Origin of the sequence: Streptococcus sp. 2100 (assembly GCF_013276335.1) — a bacterium.
Classification (GTDB): domain Bacteria; phylum Bacillota; class Bacilli; order Lactobacillales; family Streptococcaceae; genus Streptococcus; species Streptococcus pseudopneumoniae.
Map to the genome: position 1 here is coordinate 1 of NZ_VMKV01000001.1, position 19,273 is coordinate 19,273.

The window sequence follows — 19,273 nt, forward strand, 5'->3', positions numbered from 1 at the left end:
ACTTTGTCAACACCTTTTTTAAACTTTTTTTACTTTTTACAATTTTTTGGCGAGAACTCATCCAAATGGAGGCTAGCCCTCATGCCTGGTTTGGAGCAGAAACCTCTAACTTACACTTAGCCATTGATGATGCTTCCGGCAATATCCTAGGGGCTTATTTTGATAAAAAAGAGAACTTGAATGCTTACTATCATGTCCTTGAACAAATCTTAGCCAATCACGGCATTCCCCTTCAAATTAAAACAGATAAGAGAACGGTCTTTACCTATCAAGCCTCCAACTCTAAGAAAATGGAGGACGATACCCATACACAGTTTGGATACGCCTGTCACCAACTGGGGATTCTCCTTGAGACAACCGCTATCCCTCAAACTAAAGGGAGAGTCGAAAGACTCAATCAGGCACTACAATCTCGCCTGCCTATTGAACTGGAACGAAACAATATTCATACCTTGGAAGAAGCCAATACTTTCCTTCTTTCCTACATTCAAACCTTTAATGAACAGTTTGGAAACAAGACAAAACTCTCTGTCTTCGAGGTGGCTCCTAAGCCCTCTGAACGAAATCTCATTCTAGCTAGACTGGCGGAGAGAGTCGTGGATCGTGGACACCATATCCGATTCCAAAATCGTTGCTATATCCCTGTTGAACAAGGAAAAGAAGTCTACTTCAGCAGAAAGACGAAAGCATTCGTTATAAAAGAAGTTGACGGTGACATCTACCTCAATATCGCTGACAAGATCTATCACACAAAGGAGCTACTAGTTCATGAACTCTATTCGAAAAACTTTGAATCAGAACCAGAACAAAAAAAGAAAGACGCAAGTATGTCCCTCCACAAACCCATCCGTGGAAACTCACATCTTTCAAACAATATCTTCAGAAAAATAAAAAGGATTATGAAGAGTTTACTAGTGAGGAGCTTCATTCTCCTCAGCTACAAGTATAATCTATTTCTCGCTAAATGGGAAGCTGTTCCTTAAAGGAAATCACTCTATCCCTTACATTTAGGAGAGAGAAAATAAGGAGTCTAAGACAAGCATTTCATTTGATAAGAGGCTTGGAGCTGTGAGGCTGGAGAGCCAAGGCTAAGACTAGCCTTGGTTTAGCTGAAAAAACAGCTTCAAGGGTTCCTCGTGTCAAATGAAAGCAAAATAATTGCCCTCAATCTCACCATTTTTTGGGGCATCATCACTTTCGATTGACACACCTTTTCCTATTTTTTTCATTTTTTTGCATTGCTTCTTACCGGCTACGGATGTCAAACTCTTTAAACACAATACGTAAGTCTCTTAACACTCTTTGACGCCCTCGGAATCGTTCATTTCTTAAAATGCGTTCTAGCTCTTCTTGTTTCTCTTTACTTTGTTTGTTTCTATAATCTCTTAGTGTTTCATAAAAGAGATAATAGTCATCTATCCACAGACCTCCCTCACTTATACGATGACTAATCTCACCTACTTCTTCATATGGTTCTTTATTATATCTTCGTTTGTGGCTTTCTTGCTTACGAAGATAATCTAAAATTCGATTCCGGAATTTTGTTTTGAAGTATTTACGTAAACGAGGAATATCTTCTGCCAGCTCTTCTTCTCTACTAATCAATTCATGTAGACATATCATTCCCTCTTGATCCCAATCCGACAATTCCCATAAATGAAGGTAATATTCATTTCTACACTTATACACAGTCCCTTGGACTTCTTCATACAATTCTTTAATCATAATTTTCCCCTTTCTAGATACAGTCTAACAGATTAGAAACACTTTTGGTACATTTCATCCATTCTGCACCCTTTAGCTCCTCAACTGCACAAAAAAGAGAGGTCTTGCCTCTCTTTGGGTTATTTTTCATCATTCATTTTTGACTTTACTTCATCATAAGATAATGCATGAGATTCCTCTTCTACTGCTTCAGGCATCTTTCCTGTTTCATAGAGAGATTTAATTTGTGTACTATCCAATGTTTCGTATTTCAATAGTGCTTCTGCAATCAACTTGTGAGTTTCACGATTTGACTGAATAATTTCAGCAGCTTTATTTCGTGCTTCATTCAATAATAAACGAACCTCTTCGTCAATTTCATAAGCTGTTTGTTCTGAAATTGATTTTTGAGGGCTTTGTGCACCAAACATAGCATGATTTCCTTCATATTGAACTGGACCAAGTTTTTCACTCATACCGTACTCTGTAACCATTGCACGCGCCATTTGTGTCGCCTGTTCAAAGTCGTTTGAAGCTCCTGTAGTTTGGACATTAAAGATAATTTCTTCAGCTACACGTCCACCCATTAAACCAGCCAATTGCTCTTTCATATCTTCTTTAGATAGAAGCATTTGATCTTCCTTAGGAAGTGCAATCATGTAACCCCCTGCACGACCTCTTGGTACAATTGTAACCTTATGAACAACGCGGGCATTCGATAAGACTAGGCCAACAATGGTATGTCCTGCCTCATGGTAGGCAACCAATTCACGTTCTTTTTGTGAAACTGTCTTATCTTTCTTAGAAGGTCCAGCAATCACTCTATCTTCTGCTTCATCAATATCTGAAGCATCAATTATCGATTTATTGCGACGAGCAGCAACCAAGGCTGCTTCATTCAAGACATTCTCTAAATCAGCACCAACAAAGCCTGGAGTTTGTTGAGCCACTAATTTCAAATCAACATCTTCTGCTAAAGGCTTGTTCTTAGCATGAACTTTCAAGATTGCTTCACGACCTTTAACATCAGGGCGACCAACCAATACTTTTCTATCAAAACGTCCTGGACGTAAAAGGGCCGGGTCTAGTACATCTGAACGGTTTGTCGCAGCAATGACGATAATCCCTTCATTTCCCTCAAAACCATCCATCTCAATCAATAGTTGGTTCAAGGTTTGCTCACGTTCATCATTTCCTCCACCGAGGCCGACACCACGTTGGCGACCAACAGCATCAATTTCATCGATAAAGATAATAGCTGGCGCTGCTTTTTTGGCATCTTCAAAAAGAGAACGAACACGACTAGCTCCAACTCCGACAAACATTTCTACAAAATCAGAACCTGAGATACTCAAGAATGGAACACCTGCTTCTCCGGCGACTGCTTTAGCAAGCAAAGTTTTACCTGTTCCCGGAGGTCCCTCCAGAAGGACACCTGCTGGAATACGAGCCCCAAGTTTTGTAAATCGTTTTGGATCTTTTAAGAATTCAACAACTTCAACTAGTTCTTGTTTTTCTTCCTCAGCTCCAGCAACATCTGAAAATCTTACTTTAATATCTTCTTTATTTGCAGCTTTAGCCTTACTACGTCCAAAACTCATTGGATTACGGCCATTTCCTCCTCCCATATTTCCCATCATAGAGAATAGGAAGAAGAATAAAATTCCAAATGGCACAATGGATACGAGTAGATTAATCCACATACCACTTGAACTTTCATGCTTAACAGTTACTTCTGCTTTATGGTCAGTAGCAAGTTTTTGCAATTCTGATACGGTAGTATCTGCAGGAAGAATAGTGCTGGTAAATTTCTCTACCTTAGTAACAGATGGCGTGAAAAACTGAATGCCTGTTTCTTCTCTACTTGTTTTAGGATTTTTATAAACACCCGAAACTTCGATAACACTGCCATTTGGTTGGTAGGTTAATTCTTTTACATTGTCATCGGTAATTTCTTTTACCAATTCTGTATAATTAATTTGCTCACTTTTCCCTGCAACACTACCTGTACTAAAATACTGGTAAGCTGTAACTAGGAAAAAAATAAGTAATAACCATAGAAATGGATTTTTAATTAAACCATTATTTTGTTTTTTCATTAAAAATTATTCTTTCTAATTTGAATACACGTCTTCTTTCAATACTCCAACATAAGGAAGATTACGATAATTTTCTTTGTAGTCTAAACCATAACCTACTACAAACTCATTTGGGATAGTAAAGCAGGTATAGTCTGCCTCAATTTCTACAACACGTCCTTCTGGTTTATCCAACAAGGTTGCAATCTTAACAGAAGCTGCTTCTCTTGCAATAAACATATCTCGCAAATTCTTCAAAGTTTGACCTGTATCAATGATATCTTCTACAAATAGAACATGTCTTCCTTTGATATCTTGAGTCACATCTTGTTTAATATTGATAACACCACTACTTGCTGTTCCACCATGGTAGCTAGAAACCATCATGAAGTCCATTTCAATATGTGTATCAATATGTTTAACCAATTCAGCCATAAAAGGAATAGATCCTTTTAAAATCCCAACCAAGATTGGATTTTTTCCTGCATAGTCCTTAGTTAATTGAGCACCTAATTTTTTAGCAGCTTCTGTAATTTCATCGTGTGAAACGAGGATTTTTTTAATATCGTTTTCTAACATTTTTTTACCTATCTATTTTTTCTATATAAAGTACAGTGTTCATTATATCATTTTTCGTGTTTTTACTCAAATTACTGGTCGCAATTCCCAAAATTGAGACAATTTCACCAAATTGCTCAATAATCAGAGTAGATTTTCGCTTTTCCATAGGGATTTTCAAATCAATAAATAGACGTCTGAGTTTTTTTCTATGCCCATTTTGAATCAAAACATCTCCTGGTTTTCGATGACGAATGTGTATGGATGTTTCGCGTGAAACAGGTATTTGTTGAATTGATTCACCTTCTAAAGGAATTCCAAAGGAAAATGTGTATCCTTGATAAGATACCTGATTTTGATAGTGTAACACAAGTTCATCTTCCTTTTCATCAGCCTGCGGACTGATTTTACAAATCTGAAACTGTTGATACTCTTTTATCAATTCATAACCATTTTTAATCGGATGACTATACTGGCTTTTAGTTTTTAAAATTTGTCTAACTTCTTCAAACTGAGCTTTTGTAAGCTTCAAATCTGGAAAACGATTCAGATAAGTTTGAAGTAAAACTCTTTGTGTCGACTCAGAGTAAGACAATAGCTGATCTAAATTTTCTACATCAATATTCTTTAATAATTCAGCTATAGCTAAGTCATAATCTAAAATTTCATTGCCGATGCTTAAGATGGCATCTCTAAATCTAGGATTTTCTTTCTCTAATTCTGGTAAATAAGAGTTTCGAATACGGTTGCGAAAATAATGATTTTCCTTATTTGATGTATCTTCAAAGTGAAAAATTGGTGGAAAGTCTTTTTTCTGAAAATTCAAGAAGGGACGAATGATTTCTATCTCTCCGACTACTTGCTTCTCCTTAATTCCTGATAGATAGCGCAAACGAGTGCCTCTAATCAAACGCATCAAAATCGTTTCCACCTGGTCATCCGCATGGTGGGCAGTGACTAAGGCTGTCGCACCTGTCTTTTTCATGACCTCTTGAAAAAAATCATAACGAAAATGTCGAGCACGCGCTTCTGAAAATTCTCCTGAAAAATCGCTGACATAAATAGGAAGCTCTGCTTCAGCAGCCAACTTCCTTAATTCCTTTTCTTCCCAATCTGATTCAATTCTCTGCTTATGATTCACATGAGCCAGAATCAATTCAATCTCTAACTCTTTTTGATAAGTAGACAATACCTTAAATAGAAACATAGAATCTAATCCACCAGAAAGAGCTAGAACCGCCTTAGCATGCTTTTTGAAATATCCCTTCTTAAGAAAATGATTTAAAAAATCTTGTTCCCTCATTTTAGAACCTCATAAACATCCTTGGCTATCTGAGAAATCGTATCATAATCAGAATTCTTAGTGAAAATAGAAAGAATAAATGGAGAATCTGCGTAGACAACACCCGTATCATGCTTAAATTCGTCCGCATCCCCAATTTTATGAGCTACCTTCACAGAAACACCTTTGGCAATTCGCTGATTATCAAAATCTGTTTTAGTCAAAGACTCTAGCACAAATCCATTTTGGTTATAAATAGCTTCCATGACCTTCCCGGCCATCTTAGAAGAAATCAATTTTTCTTTTAGATCCCAATCATCTCCCATAATGGCAGACATCTTGGATTTGAATGTGGCATCAGATTGGTTTGAAATGTAATAACCCAATAGATTATGAGCTACATTATCAGATTCTTTAGATACTTTTGTGATTAAGTCCTTGAGAGAATACTCTTTATTATCCTCTTTTTTAGGAAGACTACCACTTCCTTCTGGTTTATAAGAACCTGGAAAATCATTGACTGCAGATACGTATTTTACAGTCGTATCTAACTGATAAAGACCATCATTTATTTTTTCTTGCGCATAATAGAGATAAGGGAGTTTCAAAACGCTAGCTGCATACATCTTTTCATCTTGATTGATACCGGCTTCTTTTCCAGTAGTCAGTTGCTTAACATAAATAGAGAATGAATCCTTCTGATATTTTTCCGATAACATTTCTTGGACTTTACTCATCCGATTATCTTCTTCAGAAGTTGATTCTTTAGCTACCCATCCAACCTGATCAATATGTAGAAATTCTCTTCCTTCTACAAACATGGTTTTGTCGATTGATACTTGCGAATAAGCTGATAAGGATGATTTCACTTCTTTTAAATCATAAGGGCTATTATACAGTTTAAAGTCAGATTCTAACCATACTTTTTTTATTGTTGAAGTTACCTCTGACTGATCATATAAAAATCGTTTGTCCGCAGCTATAAATTGATGATTTGATAGCTTAAATACCGGAATTCCTTGTTTATTTAAGCGCCACTCGGTTATTTGAAAACTTGTTTTAGGAGTCAATTTTCCAGATTCCACTACTAAATCTTCATTCGCATAGACAGGAACTTCTCCATAAACCATAGGAGAACTTAGCTTTTCTCTAAAATAAATACCAAAGTCAGATTGTGAAAGGTAATAAATTTCTTTCGAAGTATAGACGACTTCTTTTTCTGTGCTAACGACTTTTGAGATGGTCAAAAAACTCGGTAGCAACAAAATAATTAAGAATTTACGCATTCTTCCTTTCCTTTTCTTCTTGTAAACGCAATAATTGATTTTTATCAGCCAATTCTTCCAGCTTTTCATCTGATAAACTCAAAAATTGCTCAATTACATCTAATAAATTTTCCATTTTATCACCTTTGAAGCAAGTCAGGAATCGTATAAACTATTTCCCTCGACTTAGAATAATAGTACTTCGCTCGTGTATATTTGGCAGCATAATCCTCATCTTTCAACTTGGTAGCAAATGCTGTCTCCTTATCCTTTTCATCACTCAAAGTCCGATACTGAGTTTGCAAGTCTGCTAGTTGCTGACGTCTTTGGAGTAATTGTTGATAGCTCTGCGCTAAATTAAAAGTTGGCAAGATAAATAATAGCATAATCAAAATCAATACCCACCCCATAAAACGATTCCGTTTTTGCCGTTCTTTCATCAGGTAGCGACGACGTTGATATTCATTTTGAATAAAAGAATTATTCAATTGTACGATATTTTTAGACATTTTCTTCTACCCGTGTTTCACTGATAATTTCATACATGCCTGCTGCATCTTCTTTTTTTGTACTATCTTTCATCTCTAGTACTTTTACAAGTAGCAACTTATTGCCAAAGCGAATTTCAACTTGGTCATTAACTTTCAAGTCCGTTGAACTTTTGGCCAAGATTCCATTAACCTTGATTCTACCTTTATCTGCTACTTCCTTTGCGACTGTACGACGCTTGATAATTCGCGATACTTTTAAATATTTATCTAATCTCATACTTATTACCTTAATTTATTATTGTACCATTTTTATCTACTTTATAGAAGAAAAATATCAAATGAAATTTTCTTTCTTAGACTCTTTTATCTCTAATAAACTTTCTCCAAAAATCAGCAGACCTTCTAAAATTTCATAATCTTTCTTATTTTGGACATCAAATACAAGCTCCATTAATCCCTTATTCTCAGCGATACCCGCTTTTAAGTTCGTTGCGGATAACGCTTTAAAATAATCTTGAGCTAAAAACAGTCGTTGAGTGACTTTTTCAAATTGAACTGTAATCTTATTATCTTTTCTTTCCACACGTTGAACAAAGATCTTGTCCAAATATGACTTGACTAAACCAATCTCTAAAAGATAAGCAACTACATCTGGGTATTCTCCAAAACGGTCCATCAGCTCTTCTTGTAACTCTTCGTAATTGACACGATTGTCAATTTGACGAATTTTCTTGTAAATTTCAATCTTATGTCGTTGATCAGAAATATAAGTATCAGGAAGATAGGCATCAATTTGTAAAATCAATTCGGCATTACCTTTGGTTCTTGTGTTAGCATTAGCATTACCGTTTCGTTTAGCAATAGCTTCCTCTAATAACTGCGAATACAATTCAAAACCAACAGAATCAATGAAACCAGACTGGGATTTTCCTAGGAGATTCCCTGCTCCGCGAATCGAAAGATCTCGCATAGCAATCTTAAATCCAGATCCCAATTCTGTAAATCCTTTGATGGCTTCTAATCTCTTCTCAGAGACTTCACTGATTGATTTTTCTGGACGATACATGAGATAGGCATAAGCAATACGATTACTACGACCGACTCTTCCTCTTAACTGATACAAGGTTGACAAGCCCATATGGTCCGCATTTTCAATAAATAAAGTATTGGCATTTGGAATATCCACCCCTGTCTCAATAATGGTAGTCGTCACTAAAATATCATACTGACCTTCAATGAAATCCAGTAGAGTATTTTCTAACTGAATCTCACTCATTTGCCCATGAACATAACCAATCGAAGCCTCTGGAATCAACTCCTGTAATTCTGAAACCTTCTGGTCAATCGTGTCAACTTTGTTGTAAAGATAGTAAACTTGACCTCCACGCTCCATTTCACGCAAAACAGCATCACGAATGACACTATCATTCTTTTCCAAAACATAGGTTTGCACTGGATAACGATTAGTCGGCGGAGTTTCAATAACAGACAAATCTCTGATTCCCAGCATAGACATATGAAGGGTACGAGGAATTGGCGTAGCGGTCAAGGTTAGGACATCCACTTGTTTTTTCAATTCTTTCAAGGTTTCCTTATGCTTGACACCAAATCTCTGTTCTTCATCAATAATCATCAAGCCCAAATCAGCAAACACAACATCTTTTGACAAAACACGATGGGTTCCAATCAAAATATCAACTTGACCCTTTTTCAATTTTTCAAGTGTTTCAGTCTGCTCTTTTTTACTTCTAAAGCGACTCAACACATCAATATTAACTGCAAAATTTTGGAATCGTTCCTTAAAATTTGTATAGTGCTGTTGCGCTAAAACCGTTGTCGGAACTAGAACGACAACCTGTTTGTGATCATTGACTGCCTTAAAGGCTGCACGCATAGCAACTTCAGTCTTTCCAAAACCAACATCCCCAACTAAAAGTCGATCCATTGGCTGAGAAGCCTGCATATCGCTCTTGATTTCCTCAACACTACGAAGTTGATCATCCGTTTCAACATAAGGGAAGGCATCATCAAAAGCATGTTGATCTTCATCATCAGCTGAGAAAGCAAAACCCTTCAACTGGCTGCGCTCAGAATAAAGTTTGATTAAATCGTCAGCTATATCCTCTACCTGGTTCTTAACTTTTTGCTTGGCTTTTTTGAAATGACCGTCATTTAATTTATTGAGTTTAGGAGCTTTCCCGTCACTTGAAACGTATTTGGACAGTAGATGAATCTGTTCCACTGGGATAGAGATTTGATCCCCGTTTTGGTATTGGACGCTAACATAATCGCGGTGAATCCCTTTGATTTCAATGGTTTCAATTCCTAGGTATTGACCAATTCCATGAATGTGGTGAACAACGTAGTCCCCTTTTTCAAGTTCATTATAATCTTTTAAGCGCTCTGCATTTGAAACATGTTGTCTTCGAAAACGACGTTTTAATTTCTTTTGAAAAATCTCATGTTCAGTAATCACCAGAATTTTTTCATCTACAAAATGAAAACCATGTCTGAGATTGCCCTCGATTAAGTTTACAGATTCTTGACAGATTCTTGACTTATCTCTAGAATCCAATTTAATCTGATATTCCTCTAACACATCCTCCAATGTTTTACTTCCCATTGAATTGCTAGATTGCAGGATAATAGTGTAATCCATTTTTTTGTATCGTTCAATTTCTTCTTTTAAAAAAGAAAATTGATTGAAAAACTCCTGCATAGGATATTGATTAAATTGATAAATTTGGTCAAACTTGAGATTTCCTAGTCCCTTTTGAAGATTAGAGAAAAAAGTCACCGGACTTTGTTTTTTATAGATTTGTTCAATATCAGCAAAATACTGCATATCAGAAAATGCTTTACTATTCTGTAATTCTTCTGTAAAGTACTGCGCTAATTCTCTTTCAAAGACTTCATACTGATTCATCAATTTTTGATAATCATCAAAGAATATTGGTATGTTTTTTTCAATATAATCAAATACAGTCCATGTCTTATCATAGCATAAAGATAAAAATTTCCGTGAATCAGAATGCATTTGTTTTTGGTGAAAACTTGAAAGAATTTCTTCTAAGTATGATTTTAAAATAGGTGATAACGTTTTTGAAATCTGTTTTTCTAAAGCTGACTGACCTCGTTGATAATCCTTTTCTCTCAAAATTATGTCGCTAGCTGGAAATATGGTGAGTTCTGTCTTATTTTCTTTCGATAATTGTGTTTCTACTTCAAATGACCTGATACCATCAATTTCATCACCAAAAAACTCAATTCGGCAAGGTTCTAACTGGGATATTTCAAAAATATCTAAAATATCTCCTCGAAGACTAAATTCGCCTTGAGTTTGTACTTGTGTAACTTTTCGATAGCCAATTTCCTTCAACTGATGGATAATCGCGTGTTGATCATATTCTTCACCGATTGAGATTTTTACAATACTATCTTTGAATACATTTGGAGACGGTAAAATCAATCGACTTGCTGCGATATTACAAACTAAAATCCCTTTCTTAGATGAATCAGTCAAAAAACGCAAGGCTTCAACCCGTGAAATGATTTTTTCTTGTGAAGACATCAAAAATTCTACCATAGGGGAGTCATCTACCAAAAATGGATAGACAAATTCCTCACCCAAGATAGATAGAAGATCACTAACAAGTCCTTCTGCTTCTCCATAAGTTGACGTCAATAACACAATCTTATCTTCCTGTCTCAAACTACTAGCTATTGCTAAAGCTTTTGTAGAAGTTGACAAACCTAACATTAATTGTCTTTTCTTATCTGTCAGATTTTGATGCCATTTTTTTATCTGATCATTTTCTGAGAATAAATCTAATAAGGTCACCATTTATCCGTTATACCTCTGCATCGTTTTTTCAAAGTTTTTCTCTTGTAAATAGTAGTTTACAGAGTCGTCAACTTTGTCAATAGACTGTAAAATACCGATATAATCATCCTTGTCAAAGGTACTCAAAACATGGTTAACAACTGACATGCCATTTTTAGGTCTTCCGATTCCAATCTTAACACGATTAAAGGTTTGGGTTCCAATATGTTGAATAATAGACTTGATACCATTATGACCACCTGCTGAACCTTTTGCTCTTAAACGAATCTTTCCAACTTCCATGTCAAGATCATCGTAAATGATGAGTAAATCTTCAATATCCAAACCATAATAAGTCAATAAAGCATGAACCGCTTTTCCACTTTCATTCATAAATGTCGTTGGTTTGACAAGATAAATTTTTTCTCCATTTAGGAAAAAGGATGCTAGGTCAGCTTGAAATATCTTATCATGTGTAAAAGTGACATTTTGTTTTTTCGCTAGTTGGTCAATCAACATAAATCCAACATTGTGTTTTGTTTCAAAATATTTATCTCCTGGATTTCCCAAGCCTACAAGTAATTTGGTCATTTATTTTTCCTTTCAAAAGCCAAAAGGGTTGGAATTTTTTTCCAACCTAATTGACACCATTTATTAATTTTTTAGACATTAAAGCGGAATTCCATGATATCGCCATCTTGAACGATATATTCTTTTCCTTCTTCACGCAAGCGTCCAGCTTCTTTTACGGCCTTTTCAGATCCGTATTTCACTAAATCCTCATATGACATGGTTACTGCACGAATAAATCCTTTTTCAAAGTCTGAGTGGATAATCCCAGCTGCTTGAGGAGCCTTCATACTACGTTTGAAAGTCCAAGCGCGAACTTCTTTTTCACCAGCTGTGAAGTAAGTTCCCAATCCAAGCAAGTGGTAAGCTGCACGCGTCAACTTATCTACACCTGATTCTGTCAAACCAATGGCTTCAAGAAACTCTTTTTTATCTTCATCGTCCAATTCAGAAATTTCTTCCTCAGCACGCGCAGAAATGACGACTACTTCAGCATTTTCTGTCGCTGCAAATTCACGAATTTGTTTGACATAGTCGATAGAGTCAGGTTCTGAAACCACATCCTCGTCAACATTAGCAACATAGAGCACTGGTTTAGTCGTCAAAAGGAAAAGACCTTTTACAACCTTTTGTTCCTCATCTGTAAATTCAATAGTTCGAGCTGATTTCCCATCTTCAAGGACTGGTTTAATCTTTTGAAGAACATTAAACTCAGCTACTGATTCTTTATCTTTTTGCGTACGTGCCATCTTTTCTACACGCGCATATCGTTTGTTCACCGATTCTAAGTCAGCAAGAATCAATTCTAGGTTAATGGTGTCAATATCGGCAAGTGGATCTACAAAGGCGTCTTCACGTCCTTGCTCGCGCATCACATTTTCATCATCAAAAGCACGAACTACGTGAACAATCGCATCTACTTCACGAATATTGGCCAAGAATTTATTCCCTAGCCCTTCTCCTTTTGAAGCTCCTTTTACAATCCCTGCAATATCTGTAAATTCAAATGTTGTTGGCACTGTCTTTTTAGGAGTAATCATTTCAGTTAGTTTTTGTAGGCGTTCATCTGGAACTTCAACCATTCCAACGTTTGGATCAATCGTCGCAAATGGGTAGTTTGCTGCCTCTGCTCCTGCTTTTGTAATTGCATTAAATAGTGTTGATTTACCAACGTTTGGCAAACCAACGATACCTGCTGTCAAAGCCATATTTCTCATTCTCCGTTTTCATTTCAATCCCTAATATTATAACACAAAAAGGGATAAAGTGCTAACCCTCTAACTAAGGGTTCTCAGTCAATAATTTTATTCATTTTTCGATCAAAATCATAGCGTCCCATCATGACAACATGGTCACAATTACTGCATTTTATTTTGATATCTGCTCCTACACGTGTAATTTCCCAACGATTAGCTTTTTTGCCTGTTGACTTGATGGTGCAAGCATGTGGTTTTTTCATCTCAACAAAATTTCCAACTTGATACATACTACTCTCCTTTTCTTTTTCGATTATATCATAAAAGAGGCGAGCTAAGCTCAACCTCTTTCACTTAATTAGTACGAACTGGTGTAATGAGCTGCATGAAGTCTTCGTCAGTATCTGCTGGCACAAGAGTAAATGGACGAACAGCTGAGATAAAGCTAATGGTCACCTTTTCGCTATTTAAAGCTTTAAGAGAATCAATCAAGTAAGTTGGGTTGAAACTAATGGTCAAATCATCCCCAGTAACCTGGTCAGTATCGATTTCTTCGTTTACTTTACCAACTTCTGGAGAGTGAACATGGGCACTAACAACCCCATCTTTAATTTCAAGTTTCACAGTACCATTTTGAGTCGCACTTGATAAAAGACGAGCACGTTCCATTGACTGGCGTAAGTTTACCACATCAAAAGTAATAGTAGTGTTAAAGTCTGTTGGAATCAAGCGATCTGTATCAGGATAGTTTCCTTCTAGGAGACGAGTATAGAAGCTAATATTTTCGCTTCTAAAGAGGATTTGGTTATTGGCAAAGAAAATCTCTACAGTTTCGATATCATCTGTAAATACCACTGAAAATTCGCGTAGAGAACGGCTAGGAATCACGACATCAAAATCATCACTATTTTTCTCAAGCGTTAATTTTTTCTGGCTTAAACGATGAGAGTCTGTTGCAACTGTTTTTAGCTCCTTGTGTTGACTCAATACAAAATGAACACCTGTTAAAATTGGACGACTCTCTTGGGTACTTGCAGCAAAAGCTGTTTCATTGATAATTTTCTTGAGTAATTTTGTTTCAAGAACCAAAGGAGTGCTTGCTGAAATTTCTTGGATTCGTGGATATTGTTCGCTATCTTTTCCTTTTAGGGTAATTTCTGATTTTCCACTGGTTAAAACAATTTGATTTTGTTCAATTTCTTTAAAATCAAGAGTCACATCAGGTAGACTAGATACAACATTGATAAAGAAAGAAGCTTCAAGAAGGATCGAACCTAAAGAAGTAATTAACAAACCAGCATCTTCATTTTTTTGAGAAATAAAATTTTCAATTGAAATCTGACCATTTGAACCAATTAAAGTAACCCCTTCGTTTGTCACGTCAATTTTGACAGTTGATAAAATAGGAATGGCATTTTTAGAACTAATAGCTCTCTTAGTAATATTTAATGCTTGTAGAAATAAATTTTTATTAATTGAAAAATGAATCATGGATTCTCCTTTATTTATTTTTAGTATTAGAAGGATAATAGTAATAATAGAGTCTGTGAAATCTGTGGAAAACAGACTTTAAACAAGTCATATCAAGTTTTTTGGCTTGTTTAAAAAATGTGGATAAAAAAGATAATAAAGTAAAAGTTATCCACAACTTATTTGATTTTCTTTTTGATTGATTCAATTTCTAAGCGTAAATTATCGTCTTCATCAATCAAAGATTTAATTTTAGCATGGGCATGAATAACTGTTGTATGATCTTTTCCACCAAATTCCTTCCCAATTTTTGGAAGACTATTATCTGTTAGTTCTCTAGATAAATACATGGCTACTTGACGGGCTAACACAATGTTTTGAAGGCGTCTGCTTCCCTTCATTTCTTTGACACTAACTCCATAGAAGTTACCAACTTCATTTTGGATTTTGTCAATTGGGATGACGAGCATTTGGCTAACATCTTGTTTTCGAGCTCTAATAGCTTCTGCAGCAATATCAATAGTGATATCCTTGATATTTTTTACTCTGGCAATTAAAGTGATGTCGTTGATGGCTCCCTCAAGATCTCGAACATTTGAATCAAATTGCCCAGCTAGGTATTCTAGAGTATCACTTTGGAAATTGTAGCCTAAATGTTCCGTTTTACTTTGTAAAATGGCAATGCGTGTTTCAAAGTCAGGGGGTGTGATAGTTTGTGTCAATCCCCAACTAAAGCGCGTGACAAGCCTCTCCTCGAGCCCTTCTAAATGTTTTGGACTACGATCACTGGTTAGGACAATCTGTTTTTGCTTGTCATGAAGGGCGTTAAAGGTATTGAAAAATTCTTCCTGAGTTGCGACTTTTTTTCCGCTGAGTGACTGGATATCATCGATTAACAAAAGATCAAGACTACGATAGGTTTTTTTAAATTTTTCCATTTCCCCAAGTCTTAGGTGATCAAGAAAGTCATTAATAAAGCTTTCAGCAGGTATGTATTTGACACGTGCATTTGGAATATTTTTTAGAATTTCATTTCCAATAGCGTTTAATAAGTGAGTCTTACCAAGGCCTGGTCCTCCATAGATAAAAAGAGGGTTATAGGTCAGAGCCAAATCTTCAGAGACAGCTAAAGCGGCTGATACAGCCCAAACATTTCCATCCCCTTGAATAAAGTTATCAAAGGTATACTTTTCTTTTAATCCCGTATCTGAATAAGGAATAGATACTAACTTTGGACTATAGTCATAAAGAGTTAAATTTGTAGCTTCTTCAACTTGTGAGCTAGTCGTATCTTGAGGTTTGGTGAAAATATAGTGGGGAGTTATTTCAGCGTCATAAATTTCAAAACCAGCTACTACAATAATATCTTTTAGTTGTTTTTCCCAGACCATTTCCATTTCAGAGCGAGGTAGAAATATAGTGGCAACATTTTCCTCTACCTTGATGAGTTCAGCTTGAATAGCATAGAAATCATACATGGATCGAGTCAGTCTTTCTTGTGCAAATTCTAATATACGATTCCAAAATTGTTTTTCTTTCAATCCTTTCTCCTCCTTTACTATTTAAAAGTTTAATACTAGAGATATTTTACCATAGATAGCAAGAATTTTCCACAAGCTGTGAAAAATAATCCACAATGTTACCAAACTTTATCCACAGGTTGGGGATAAAAGAAAAAATTATTGATTTATTAAGCTTTTTATCGAAAAACATAGTGGATAACCTTGTGAGATAAAAAAATAAAAGAACAGCCTTATTTCAGGCTGTTGATAATTCTACTATATTCTTCTTGATTTGAAAAAGAAATAATGATTTTTCCACTGTCTTTTTTAGATAGTTTAATTTCTACATCTAATCCGAGTAGTTTTCTTAACTGTTTTTCTTCATTTTGTATGAAATGATTCGTTTTTTGCTGTTTCTTTTGTTTTTTCTCTGTCAGAAGAGCTTCTAACTTCCTTACAGAAATATCTTCTTCTATAATCCGTTGAAAGAAATAGTCTTGTTGTTCCTTATTTAACCCAACTAGGGAACGCGCATGGGCTTGTGATAGTTTGCCATTTTCTACTTCTGAGAGAATCTGTTCTGGCAAGGAAAGTAAACGAATGGAGTTGCTGATATATGGACGAGACTTGCCCATTTTATCTGCAATTTCAGCATGGGTGAATCCTTTCTCTACGAGAGATTCATAGGCGCGTGCTTCTTCTATTGGGTTTAAATTTTCTCTCTGTAAATTTTCAATAATGGACTGAACCATCATCTCTTGGTCTGAAATCTGTTTAACAACAGCTGGGATAGACCGTAGACCAGCTAAAAGTGAAGCCCGATAGCGTCTTTCTCCTGCAAGGATTTCATAACCAATAACAGGAGATTGACGAACAATAATCGGTTGAATGAGCCCATTTTCTTTGATAGACTGTGCTAGTTCATCTAGTTTTTCTCTATCAAATTCTTTTCGGGGTTGATAGGGATTTTTTTGTATATCTGTGATAGAAATCATTTCAAATTTTTCCATGATTCTACACTAACACATCTTTTCTCTTATGTAAAGCTTTCTTTACATAGATGTCAATTAAGATTCTAAATCACCTGAACTCTTGTCAAGTTTAATAGATGTAGTTTCTTCTTTACCGTTGCGATAGTAAGTGATCTTAATGGTGTCTCCGATAGAATGATTGTAAAGAGCACTTTGTAAGTCTGTTGATGAAGCAATCTCTTTGTCATCTACTTTTGTAATTACATCGTATTTTTCAAGGTGACCATTGGCAGGCATATTACTTTGTATCGAACGAACAACTACACCAGATGTAACATTACTTGGAATATTGAGTCTTCTGATGTCGCTTGTACTCACATTAGATAAATTAACCATCTGGATTCCCAAAGCTGGACGCGTCACTTTTCCGTTTTTTTCTAACTGTTCAATAATATTGATAGCATCATTTGCAGGGATTGCAAAACCAAGACCTTCTACAGATGTTCCTCCATTTGTGGCAATTTTACTTGAGGTAATTCCGATAACCTGTCCTTGGATATTGATCAGTGGGCCACCAGAGTTACCTGGATTAATAGCAGTATCAGTTTGGATGGCTTTTGTAGAAATGGCTTGTCCATCTTCAGATTTTAAAGATACATTTCGATTAAGACTAGATACGATACCTTGAGTGACAGTATTTGCATATTCAGAACCTAACGGACTACCAATGGCAATAGCAGTTTCTCCTACGGTTAACTTGCTAGAATCACCAAACTCAGCTACTGTTGTCACTTTTTCTGAAGAGATTTTGACGACAGCAATATCAGAGAAAGTATCCGCTCCGACAATTTCTCCAGGTACTTTAGTCCCATCTGATAATCGAATATCTACTTTGCTAGCGCCATTTATAACGTGATTGTTGGTGACGATGTAAGCTTCTTTATCATTCTTTTTATAAATAACGCCAGATCCCTCACTAGAGATTTGCTGAGAATCTGTATCAGTCTCATCATTGCCAAATACGCTATTTTGTCTATTTGCTGAATAAGTAATAACGGATACAACGGCATCTTTTACTTTATTAACAGCCTGTGTTGTTGAATTTTCGTTCTTATAGGCAGTTTGTGTAATAGTACTATTGTTGTTAGAGTTGTTTACACTACTTTTTTGAGTTAGTTGAGTTATTGAAAAACTACCCAAGGCTCCACTAAAAAAGCTAATGACGATAACGACTAATAATTGAAACCATTTTTTGTAAAATGTTTTTAGATGTTTCATATTTGCCTCCATATGTTTGAATTACTGAAAGTATAAACTGACTAGCTTAATTATAACTTAAACACAAAAGTTTTACACAAACTGTGGATAACTCTTTTGAAGCTGTGATTTTCTTAATTGAAATCTATTTTTTATTTTGTGAATAAGATGTGAAAAAATAGAGAATATGTTAGAATAGAGTCATGAAAATTAAAGTTGTAACAGTTGGGAAACTGAAAGAAAAGTATTTAAAAGATGGTATCGCAGAGTATTCAAAACGAATTTCTAGATTTGCTAAGTTTGAAATGATTGAGTTATCAGATGAAAAAACACCAGATAAGGCCAGTGAATCAGAAAATCAAAAGATTTTAGAAATAGAAGGTCAGAGAATTTTATCAAAAGTTGCTGACCGTGATTTTGTTATTGCATTAGCTATTGAAGGGAAAATGTTCTCTTCAGAAGAATTTAGTAAGCAGTTAGAAGAAGCTTCTATAAAAGGATTTTCTACTCTTACCTTTATTATTGGGGGAAGTTTAGGATTGTCATCAGCTGTAAAAAATAGAGCCAATCTTTCTGTCAGTTTTGGTCGCCTAACCTTGCCCCATCAGTTAATGAGACTAGTTCTTGTTGAACAAATCTATCGCGCTTTTACGATTCAGCAGGGATCACCCTATCATAAATAAATTGACTTTTAATTGAATTTTTGGTAGAATAATTGTGTTAGGTCTCATAGCTCAGCTGGATAGAGCATTCGCCTTCTAAGCGAACGGTCGCAGGTTCGAATCCTGCTGGGATCAATATAATAGCAAAGCTGGGAATTTTCCCGGCTTTTTTCTTAAAAAAGTACACTTTGGGAGAAAAAAATGACAGTTGAGAGAATTTTATCTAAAACGAAATTCCATTTTGTATAATGGTTTTTGTAAGTTAGCTTACAAGAAAAAACATTTTAGGAGATTTTATTATGAAAAACACAGTTAAATTGGAACAGTTTGTAGCCTTGAAGGAAAAAGACTTGCAAAAGATTAAAGGTGGGGAAATGAGACTTCCAAAAATCCTCCGTGATTTTATTTTCCCAAGAAAAAAGTAATAAAATAAGGGGAAAGAGT

Annotated in this window: 18 protein-coding genes, 1 tRNA gene and 1 pseudogene; 4 read left to right on the forward strand and 16 right to left on the reverse strand. The window is 35.6% G+C overall.

The genetic code is table 11. From position 1 onward, the window contains the following. A pseudogene (locus HT669_RS00005) lies at positions 1 to 949 on the forward strand (ISNCY family transposase); the annotation flags it as partial. 296 nt (positions 950 to 1,245) lie between these two features. On the opposite strand, the gene HT669_RS00010 reads toward HT669_RS00005, so the two are convergent. From HT669_RS00010 to HT669_RS00080, 16 genes are all read right to left on the reverse strand, one after another. After that, positions 1,246 to 1,725, reverse strand: coding sequence for a transcriptional regulator (locus tag HT669_RS00010; protein ID WP_050207750.1), 480 nt, complete (start codon positions 1,723 to 1,725; stop codon positions 1,246 to 1,248). A 119-nt stretch (positions 1,726 to 1,844) separates the two neighbouring features. Continuing rightward, positions 1,845 to 3,803, reverse strand: a complete 1,959-nt coding sequence (ftsH, locus tag HT669_RS00015) for an ATP-dependent zinc metalloprotease FtsH (protein ID WP_000744568.1) — start codon at positions 3,801 to 3,803, stop codon at positions 1,845 to 1,847. Positions 3,804 to 3,818: 15 nt separating this feature from the next. Next, positions 3,819 to 4,361, reverse strand: a complete 543-nt coding sequence (gene hpt, locus HT669_RS00020; RefSeq protein WP_000892174.1) for a hypoxanthine phosphoribosyltransferase — start codon at positions 4,359 to 4,361, stop codon at positions 3,819 to 3,821. A gap of 4 nt (positions 4,362 to 4,365) precedes the next feature. Beyond that, positions 4,366 to 5,643 (reverse strand): tRNA lysidine(34) synthetase TilS, encoded by a 1,278-nt coding sequence (gene tilS / locus HT669_RS00025; protein WP_172922137.1) that lies wholly within the window; start codon positions 5,641 to 5,643, stop codon positions 4,366 to 4,368. Further along, entirely contained in the window at positions 5,640 to 6,908 is a 1,269-nt protein-coding gene (locus HT669_RS00030; protein ID WP_172922138.1) for a serine hydrolase, read from the reverse strand. Before HT669_RS00030 ends, tilS begins: the two co-directional genes overlap by 4 nt. Further along, positions 6,901 to 7,023 (reverse strand): SP_0009 family protein, encoded by a 123-nt coding sequence (locus HT669_RS11315; RefSeq protein ID WP_000429334.1) that lies wholly within the window; start codon positions 7,021 to 7,023, stop codon positions 6,901 to 6,903. The genes HT669_RS00030 and HT669_RS11315 overlap by 8 nt, the downstream gene beginning before the upstream one ends. 4 nt (positions 7,024 to 7,027) lie before the next feature. Then, positions 7,028 to 7,396, reverse strand: a complete 369-nt coding sequence (locus tag HT669_RS00035) for a septum formation initiator family protein (protein ID WP_050216165.1) — start codon at positions 7,394 to 7,396, stop codon at positions 7,028 to 7,030. Continuing rightward, complete coding sequence (locus tag HT669_RS00040) at positions 7,389 to 7,655, reverse strand: RNA-binding S4 domain-containing protein (RefSeq protein WP_001234978.1); 267 nt, start codon at positions 7,653 to 7,655, stop codon at positions 7,389 to 7,391. Before HT669_RS00040 ends, HT669_RS00035 begins: the two co-directional genes overlap by 8 nt. Positions 7,656 to 7,712: 57 nt before the next feature. Beyond that, complete coding sequence (gene mfd / locus HT669_RS00045) at positions 7,713 to 11,222, reverse strand: transcription-repair coupling factor (RefSeq protein ID WP_172922139.1); 3,510 nt, start codon at positions 11,220 to 11,222, stop codon at positions 7,713 to 7,715. Beyond that, positions 11,223 to 11,792 carry an aminoacyl-tRNA hydrolase gene (gene pth, locus HT669_RS00050; RefSeq protein WP_000163938.1) on the reverse strand — a complete coding sequence of 190 codons (570 nt, stop codon included), beginning with the start codon at positions 11,790 to 11,792 and terminating at the stop codon, positions 11,223 to 11,225. Between the two features lie 71 nt (positions 11,793 to 11,863). Further along, a complete protein-coding gene (gene ychF / locus HT669_RS00055) occupies positions 11,864 to 12,979 on the reverse strand; it encodes a redox-regulated ATPase YchF (RefSeq protein WP_001218709.1) in 1,116 nt (371 codons plus the stop codon). Between the two features lie 83 nt (positions 12,980 to 13,062). Then, the gene (locus tag HT669_RS00060) at positions 13,063 to 13,257 is read right to left on the reverse strand and encodes a DUF951 family protein (protein WP_000285186.1); all 195 of its coding nucleotides are present in this window, start codon (positions 13,255 to 13,257) and stop codon (positions 13,063 to 13,065) included. 64 nt (positions 13,258 to 13,321) lie between these two features. Continuing rightward, positions 13,322 to 14,458, reverse strand: a complete 1,137-nt coding sequence (gene dnaN, locus HT669_RS00065) for a DNA polymerase III subunit beta (protein ID WP_172925058.1) — start codon at positions 14,456 to 14,458, stop codon at positions 13,322 to 13,324. Positions 14,459 to 14,616: 158 nt separating this feature from the next. Continuing rightward, positions 14,617 to 15,978, reverse strand: coding sequence for a chromosomal replication initiator protein DnaA (gene dnaA, locus HT669_RS00070; RefSeq protein WP_023936251.1), 1,362 nt, complete (start codon positions 15,976 to 15,978; stop codon positions 14,617 to 14,619). Between the two features lie 212 nt (positions 15,979 to 16,190). Then, entirely contained in the window at positions 16,191 to 16,949 is a 759-nt protein-coding gene (locus HT669_RS00075; protein ID WP_050207760.1) for a ParB/RepB/Spo0J family partition protein, read from the reverse strand. Positions 16,950 to 17,006: 57 nt separating this feature from the next. Further along, complete coding sequence (locus tag HT669_RS00080) at positions 17,007 to 18,188, reverse strand: S1C family serine protease (protein ID WP_000681604.1); 1,182 nt, start codon at positions 18,186 to 18,188, stop codon at positions 17,007 to 17,009. Between the two features lie 182 nt (positions 18,189 to 18,370). Between HT669_RS00080 and rlmH the strand changes: the two genes are divergently transcribed. From rlmH to comC, 3 genes are all read left to right on the forward strand, one after another. Further along, entirely contained in the window at positions 18,371 to 18,850 is a 480-nt protein-coding gene (gene rlmH / locus HT669_RS00085; RefSeq protein ID WP_000695932.1) for a 23S rRNA (pseudouridine(1915)-N(3))-methyltransferase RlmH, read from the forward strand. 40 nt (positions 18,851 to 18,890) lie between these two features. Further along, a tRNA-Arg gene (locus tag HT669_RS00090) sits at positions 18,891 to 18,964 on the forward strand. A gap of 164 nt (positions 18,965 to 19,128) precedes the next feature. Then, a complete protein-coding gene (gene comC, locus HT669_RS00095) occupies positions 19,129 to 19,254 on the forward strand; it encodes a competence-stimulating peptide ComC (protein ID WP_000799687.1) in 126 nt (41 codons plus the stop codon). The last annotated feature ends 19 nt before the right edge of the window (positions 19,255 to 19,273 follow it).